The organism is Capnocytophaga sp. oral taxon 902, from assembly GCF_013394735.1.
Lineage (GTDB): Bacteria > Bacteroidota > Bacteroidia > Flavobacteriales > Flavobacteriaceae > Capnocytophaga > Capnocytophaga ochracea.
The window spans coordinates 2,830,579-2,837,214 of the sequence record NZ_CP058261.1 but is presented as its reverse complement, the minus strand read 5'-3'; the positions used below and the strand labels follow the sequence as shown (position 1 = coordinate 2,837,214).

Here is a 6,636-nt window from a genome sequence, read left to right as displayed (position 1 = left end):
CTTTTTTAGTGCTACTTTTTAGCTAAAAATTTGATTATTAGATTTTTTTACTAATTTTGCCGGTGATAAAACTGTTGTTTTTTCAGTGAGCAAAGTTGTGAATAATTTTTGAATAAAAAAAATATTTAACATTTGTTTTTGTACTTTTATTTTATATGGGAGCACTGTTAATGTTTTGTTAATATTTATATCTATCTAAATATGAAAGAATTATATTTTGATTATGTATTGCGTACACGCTATGCAGAAACTGACCAAATGGGGGTAGTGTACTACGGAAATTATCCTCAGTATCTTGAACTGGGAAGAGTGGAGTGGCTAAGGTCTATTGGCTTTACCTATAAGGCGATGGAAGAAGAAGGAATAATGATGCCTGTGGTATCTCTGCAAATTCAGTATAAAAAGCCTGCTTTGTATGACGAGCTCATTACTATTCGTACCAAATTAAAAGAATTACCCTCTACAAAAATAGAGTTTAACTATGAAATTCTCAATGAAAAAGGAGAACTACTCTCTACGGCTAATACTGTATTGGTGTTTGTAGATGCGAAGACTTTCAGACCGGTGCGTTGCCCTGAGAAGGTGCTAAAGCTTATTAAAGCAAAAAGTGAAGAGTAAGGAGAGGAGTGAAAAGTGAATAATTTGGTAATTTAACTTTGCCAAAGGTTGTAGCACAACAAGCTATTGAAACTTTGGCAAAGTTTATACCACAACTAAAAACTATTAAAACTATTGATAGTTTTTAATCAAATTCTTCACCAATAATATCACGTTTGGCATTGCGATATTAGCGGCGTTGAGTACTTCTTCGTGTGATACATCGGGGGAGATGTCAGGACCACCTAAGTCGGTGATGACTGAAAGAGCACACACTTCCATATTCTGATGACGTGCTACAATTACTTCGGGCACGGTACTCATACCTACTGCATCACCTCCTAAAATGCGCACCATACCATATTCGGCTGGGGTTTCAAAAGAAGGACCTTGCAAACCTACATACACTCCTTTTTGAAGCTTAATTTTATGTTTCTTAGCTATCTTTTCGAGCTCGGTTATCATAGCTTGGCTATAAGGCTTGCTCATATCGGGGAAGCGTGCACCAAATAGGTCTAAGTTCTTACCGCGTAGAGGGTGTTCAGGAAATAAATTGATATGATCGCGAATAACCATTACATCACCTATTGAAAAGTTAGGGTTCACCCCTCCTGAAGCGTTAGAAACAATCAGACGTTTAATACCTAATTGCGCAAAAACGCGTATTGGGAAGGTTACTTCTTGCATTGTATATCCTTCGTAATAATGCACACGCCCTGCCATCATTAGCACATAGCGATTTTCTATTTTACCGTAAATCAGTTTACCTTTGTGTCCTTCTACAGTAGATTTAGGGAAGTTAGGGATATTGTTGTATTTAATCTCAGAAATTACTTCTACTTCATCTTCTAACTTATTGAGTCCAGAACCTAAAATAATAGCAAATTCAGGAGTGTGCTCTGTAATGTACGACTGTATGATGCGAGCCGTTTCATTAATTTTATCGTAAACTTGTTGCATATCTTTATAATGTTTTATTTGTTACCTATATTGGTGTGAATAATACTAAAATGTTGACAACCTCTCCCTATACTCCTTCAAAAGAGGAATTGTAGCGATGCTTATCATATCTTTTAGCTATTGAAAATGGGTGACTCCAAACTTAGCAGCTTCAGCACGTGCTTTGGGTACTAAGGCAGTAAGGTTTTTGATACGAGAGGCATCAGAAGGGTGGGTGCTTAAAATAGTAGGTGTAGATTTACCATTATTCTTGGCACTCATACGTTTCCATAGCTCAGGAGCCTCAGCGGGGTCATAACCAGCAATTGCCATAATCTGGATACCTATGGCATCGGCTTCTGTTTCGTTGGAACGACTAAAGGGCAACATTACCCCTAAGTTAGACCCTAAGCCGTAAGCGAGCATAAACTGGTTGGTATAAGCAGCGTATTTGCTGGTTTGCAAGGCTACTGAACCTGCAATAGCACCTATTTGTTGTAAGGTAGCAGCACTCATACGTTGTGCTCCGTGGTCGGCTAAAGCGTGAGCCACCTCGTGCCCCATTACCACTGCCAAACCTGTTTCGGATTGTGTAATAGGTAAGATTCCCGTATAAACCACAATCTTTCCCCCTGGCATACACCAAGCGTTCACCTCGGGACTATCTACCAAGTTATATTCCCAACGATAATCATCTAAATAGCCTTTATAACCATTGGTATCGAGCCATAGTTTGGCAGCTTTGGCTATACGTTCGCCTACGCGTTTCACCATAGCGGCATCGTTTGTATTTTTCACTACCTTATTAGATTTTAAAAAGGTGGAATACTCACTAAAAGCCATCGGGAATACCTGACTATTAGGCATAAAGTTAAGGGTACTCTTTCCTGTAAAAGGGTTTGTCTTACAAGAAAAGACAATTAAAAGGAATGCGATTAAAGTTAATTTCTTCATAAGATTTTATTTGAGGGCAAAGATACAAATAATAATCGGAAATACAATAGTAATAATTTATAAATTTTATTGTTAATGAAAAACAATAATATAATAGGTGAAAAGTATTCTTTTTACAGTGAGACTACGTGCCAGAAATTAAACAAATTCGTTTCAAAATTAAAAGAGAATGAAGGTTGATTAATGCAAGCACTATATGACTTTGGAGAAGCTGAGAAAAAAATGCTAAAATTTCTAAAATAGAGCATATTTTTTTAAAATAAGACAACAAAATTCTTTTTCGTCTTTTAGTGAATTAAAAATAATAATTGTTTATATATCAGTTAGATATAAAATATACCTATCTTACCTTTTAGATGTATCTTAACCGAAGGAAGAGCGAAGGTAAGACGAACCTAAGACGAAGGAAAGACGAAGGAAGGAGGTTACTAAGTTGAATCTCAATTAGTAGAAAGAGGTATTTACGTTATTGAGAAAAAAATCATAAAAACGTGATTTTGGCGAAAAAAATGCAATTTTTAGTGTGAGTAACTTTTGAGGAACGTTTATGAGAATTGAAAATAGAGAGATATAACTTTCGAGGAACTTCAACGGACTAATTGTCAGAAGAATGCGGTTGACACAAGTTTTGTTGCTAAATAAAAAGTTGATAATATTTGGTGCTTTAAAAATAAAGTGCTACATTTGCGACTTCAAATTAGTACATAAAACAAAAAACTGCGTTAAAATTGCAAAACAATATGAGAAAACCATTATTAATGGCTGCTGCCTTACTGATTTCGGCAGTGGCGTTCGGACAAAAAAAAGAACTCAAAGAGATTGAAAAACAAATCCGTAAAGGAGATTTAACAACTGCTAAAAGCGGATTAAGCTCCATTAAAGGTTCTATTGAGGGTACTGAATTTGCACCTCAGTTCTATTTCTTGGAAGCACAAGTGAATGTGGAGGCTGCCAAGAAAAATGAAAATGTATTGGCTTCGTTGCAAGCGGCTTCTTCAGCTTTTGCCAAAGTAAGACAATTAGAAGGAGGTAAAGGCAAATACACAAACCAGTTGCAAACTTTGGCTGATGAGGCTATTAATATTGCAGCTAAGCAAGCACAAGACAATTACGAGCGTAAAAACTACAAGAATGCTTCGGTTGCTTTTGAACAAGTATACCGCCTCAGTCCGCGTGATACTGTATTTTTGTACAATGCGGCAGTAGTATCGGTTGAAAATAAAGATTATGACAACGCTGTGAAACTTTATAAAGAGTTGAAAGACTTAGGTTATGACGGTGCTGAAACACTTTATTTGGCTACTAATAAGCAAACTAAAAAAGAGGAAACTTTCCCTGATAAAAACCAGCGTGATTTGATGGTAAAAGCAGGTACTCACGAAAAAGCTAGAAATGAAAAAACGCCTTCAAAACGTGCTGATATCGTGAAAAATATTGCCTTTATTTACGTAGAGCAAAACAAGACTGATGAGGCGCTAAAAGCTTTTGCAGAAGCAAGAAAAGCTTATCCTAAAGATGCTAACATCATTCTTGCTGAAGCGAATGTTTACTTGCAATTAGACAATAAAGAAAAATTTAAACAACTAATGCAAGAAGCTGCACAGCTTGACCCTAATAATGCTGACCTTCACTACAATATTGGGGTTATCAATATGCAACAAGGTAACAATATAGAGGCTCGTAAAGCTTTTGAACAAGCCCTTAAAATTAAACCTAAATATGCTGATGCTACTTTGAACCTTTCGACTACTTACATTAATGAAGGTAATGCTTTGGTTGAGCAAATGAATTCATTAGGCAATTCGGCTGCTGATACTAAGAAATTCAATGAACTTAGAGACCAAAAAGAAGCTTTGTTTAAAAAAGCTGCTGAAGTATTAGAAAGCTACGTGAAAGCTAATGGCAACGATAAAAATATCTTGGAACAACTAAAGAGCATTTATGGAGCTTTGAGCGACAGTGCTAACTTCCAACGTGTTAAAAAACTATTGGGTGAATAATAATTTAGTATAAGATGTTCGTTAAAAGGTAACAGAGTTATGCTCTGTTACCTTTTACTTTTTATAAAGATAAAAATGCGTTATTTTATAGAACTTTCTTTCTTTGGTAAAAACTATTACGGTTGGCAATCCCAGCCCAAAGCTATTTCAGTGCAAGAAGTTTTACAGAAGGCTCTTTCTACTCTTTTGAGAACGCCTATAGAAGTTGTGGGAGCAGGTCGCACTGATAGTGGTGTGCACGCTTCGCAGATGTATGCTCACTTTGATGTGACAGAAGCGTTGCCCGCTAATCTGGTTCACAAGTTAAATGCTTTTCTTCCAAAAGATATAGCAGTTCATCATATATATGAAGTACAGCCTAATGCACACGCCCGTTTTGACGCTTTGAAACGCACTTATCAGTACCATATTAGCACTCAAAAAGATGCTTTTGCTTACGATTATGCGATGGCATTTACTCTTCCGTTAAATGTAGCGCTTATGAATGAAGCGGCTCAAATACTTTTTGATTATACTGATTTTCAGTGCTTCTCTAAAACACATACCGATGTAAAGACATATAATTGCAAAATATACGAAGCGCATTGGAATAAGGTGGAGAACCAACTCATTTTTACTATTACTGCCGACCGTTTCTTGCGTAATATGGTACGGGCGATTGTAGGAACACTTATAGATGTAGGCTTACAGAAACTTTCGCTTACAGATTTTGAAGATATTATCCTCAGTAAGAAACGCAGTAAAGCAGGAGCATCGGTTCCTGCTTGTGGGTTATATCTCACTCATATAGAATACCCCGAAAGTCTCTTTGTTGAAAAAAAGGATTAAATATTAGCATTATTCAAGAAGAATTACTACCTTTGCAAACTTTTAAAACAAAAACAGAAATGAAATATTTACAGAACAAATATTTAAAGATAGTTATAGCCGTGCTTATCATAGCGTGGGCGGTATATCAGTTCACACAGGGGAATATAGGAAATGGTATAGCGCTTATTTTGCTTTCTCTTATTCCTATTTTACTCTATTTTCGAAACGAATTTATACTTCTCACATTCTTACGTTTGCGCAAGCAAGACTTTGCAGGAATGGAAAAATGGCTCGGTAAAATAGCAGACCCTCAGACAGCTTTACTCCGCAAACAACAAGGCTATTACAACTATATGTACGGTATTATCTACTCGCAAAAGAACCTTACTCAAGCAGAAAAATACTTTCGTAAAGCCCTACAATTGGGACTTACGATGAGTTATGACGTAGCGATGGCAAAATTGAGTTTGGCAGGTATTATGATGCAAAAGCGGAAAAAACGCGAAGCGCAGGAGCTCCTCACTGAGGCTAAAAAGCTAGATAAACAAAACTTGATGAGCGACCAAATAAAGATGATGCAACAACAACTCAAGAAAATTTAAAGCATAAAAAAGGCTGTCGTTTTAGACAGCCTTTTTTATGATTTGGTTCTAATATTTTACCCCTTTAAATACACTATTTTCTTAGTATCGAAGAAAGGTTCATCGTAATAACTACTGATATCAGTCAGTACTGCCTTAGGGAAAGGTGCTAACTCCTCAGTAAGGTCACCGCCTTTTAAGTAAAGAATACCATTAGGGAGGTCGTTTTTGGAAGTCTTCTTGAACTTTCCTTTTACCCAAGGTACAAAGTCCTTCATTTGAGTAACAGCACGACTTACCACAAAGTCGTAAGTATCTTTTAGTTCTTCGGCTCTTATCTGCATAGCCGTTACATTGGTTAGCCTTAAAGCTTTTACTACTTCTTGTACTACTTTTATTTTCTTTCCGATAGAATCGACCAATGTAAACTGACAGTTAGGAAACATTATAGCCAAAGGTATGCCAGGAAAGCCTCCACCAGTACCGACATCTAATAGTACTGTACCATCAACGAACTGAATGCGCTTAGCAATAGCCAAACTATGCAACACGTGTCGCTCGTAGAAATCGTCTATATCTTTGCGAGAGATGACGTTTATTTGAGCATTCCACTTTTCGTACAGCGGTTTGAGCTCTGCAAATTGTTGTTGTTGCAACTCACTAAGTGAGGGAAAGTATTTGAGTATGATTTTCATAGTTGCTAAAAATGTATTACTTTTGCACCCGTTTTTATATATTATAATGAATTTACGAGC

7 protein-coding genes are annotated in these 6,636 nt (G+C 36.5%); 4 read left to right on the top strand and 3 right to left on the bottom strand.

Annotated features, from left to right (window positions below; all coding sequences use genetic code 11):
- Positions 1–201 precede the first annotated feature (201 nt).
- Positions 202–618 carry an acyl-CoA thioesterase gene (locus HW278_RS12230; protein WP_015782950.1) on the top strand — a complete coding sequence of 139 codons (417 nt, stop codon included), beginning with the start codon at positions 202–204 and terminating at the stop codon, positions 616–618.
- A 111-nt stretch (positions 619–729) separates the two neighbouring features.
- On the opposite strand, the gene HW278_RS12225 is transcribed toward HW278_RS12230, so the two are convergent.
- A complete protein-coding gene (locus tag HW278_RS12225) occupies positions 730–1,557 on the bottom strand; it encodes a purine-nucleoside phosphorylase (protein WP_178977968.1) in 828 nt (275 codons plus the stop codon).
- 117 nt (positions 1,558–1,674) lie between these two features.
- On the bottom strand, positions 1,675–2,490 hold the full coding sequence (locus tag HW278_RS12220) for a M48 family metallopeptidase (RefSeq protein WP_178977967.1): 816 nt from the start codon (positions 2,488–2,490) through the stop codon (positions 1,675–1,677).
- A gap of 740 nt (positions 2,491–3,230) precedes the next feature.
- Here HW278_RS12220 and HW278_RS12215 point away from each other — a divergent pair.
- Genes HW278_RS12215 through HW278_RS12205 form a run of 3 tightly spaced genes read left to right on the top strand, consistent with a single transcriptional unit; the run spans position 3,231 to position 5,902 of the window.
- Positions 3,231–4,490 (top strand): tetratricopeptide repeat protein, encoded by a 1,260-nt coding sequence (locus tag HW278_RS12215; RefSeq protein WP_034575722.1) that lies wholly within the window; start codon positions 3,231–3,233, stop codon positions 4,488–4,490.
- A 39-nt stretch (positions 4,491–4,529) separates the two neighbouring features.
- Positions 4,530–5,318, top strand: a complete 789-nt coding sequence (gene truA, locus HW278_RS12210; protein WP_053580623.1) for a tRNA pseudouridine(38-40) synthase TruA — start codon at positions 4,530–4,532, stop codon at positions 5,316–5,318.
- 59 nt (positions 5,319–5,377) lie between these two features.
- Positions 5,378–5,902 (top strand): membrane protein, encoded by a 525-nt coding sequence (locus HW278_RS12205; RefSeq protein ID WP_009421613.1) that lies wholly within the window; start codon positions 5,378–5,380, stop codon positions 5,900–5,902.
- A gap of 56 nt (positions 5,903–5,958) precedes the next feature.
- Here the strand turns inward: HW278_RS12205 and rsmG are convergent, their stop codons facing one another.
- On the bottom strand, positions 5,959–6,576 hold the full coding sequence (gene rsmG, locus HW278_RS12200) for a 16S rRNA (guanine(527)-N(7))-methyltransferase RsmG (RefSeq protein ID WP_053580622.1): 618 nt from the start codon (positions 6,574–6,576) through the stop codon (positions 5,959–5,961).
- Positions 6,577–6,636: the final 60 nt, after the last annotated feature.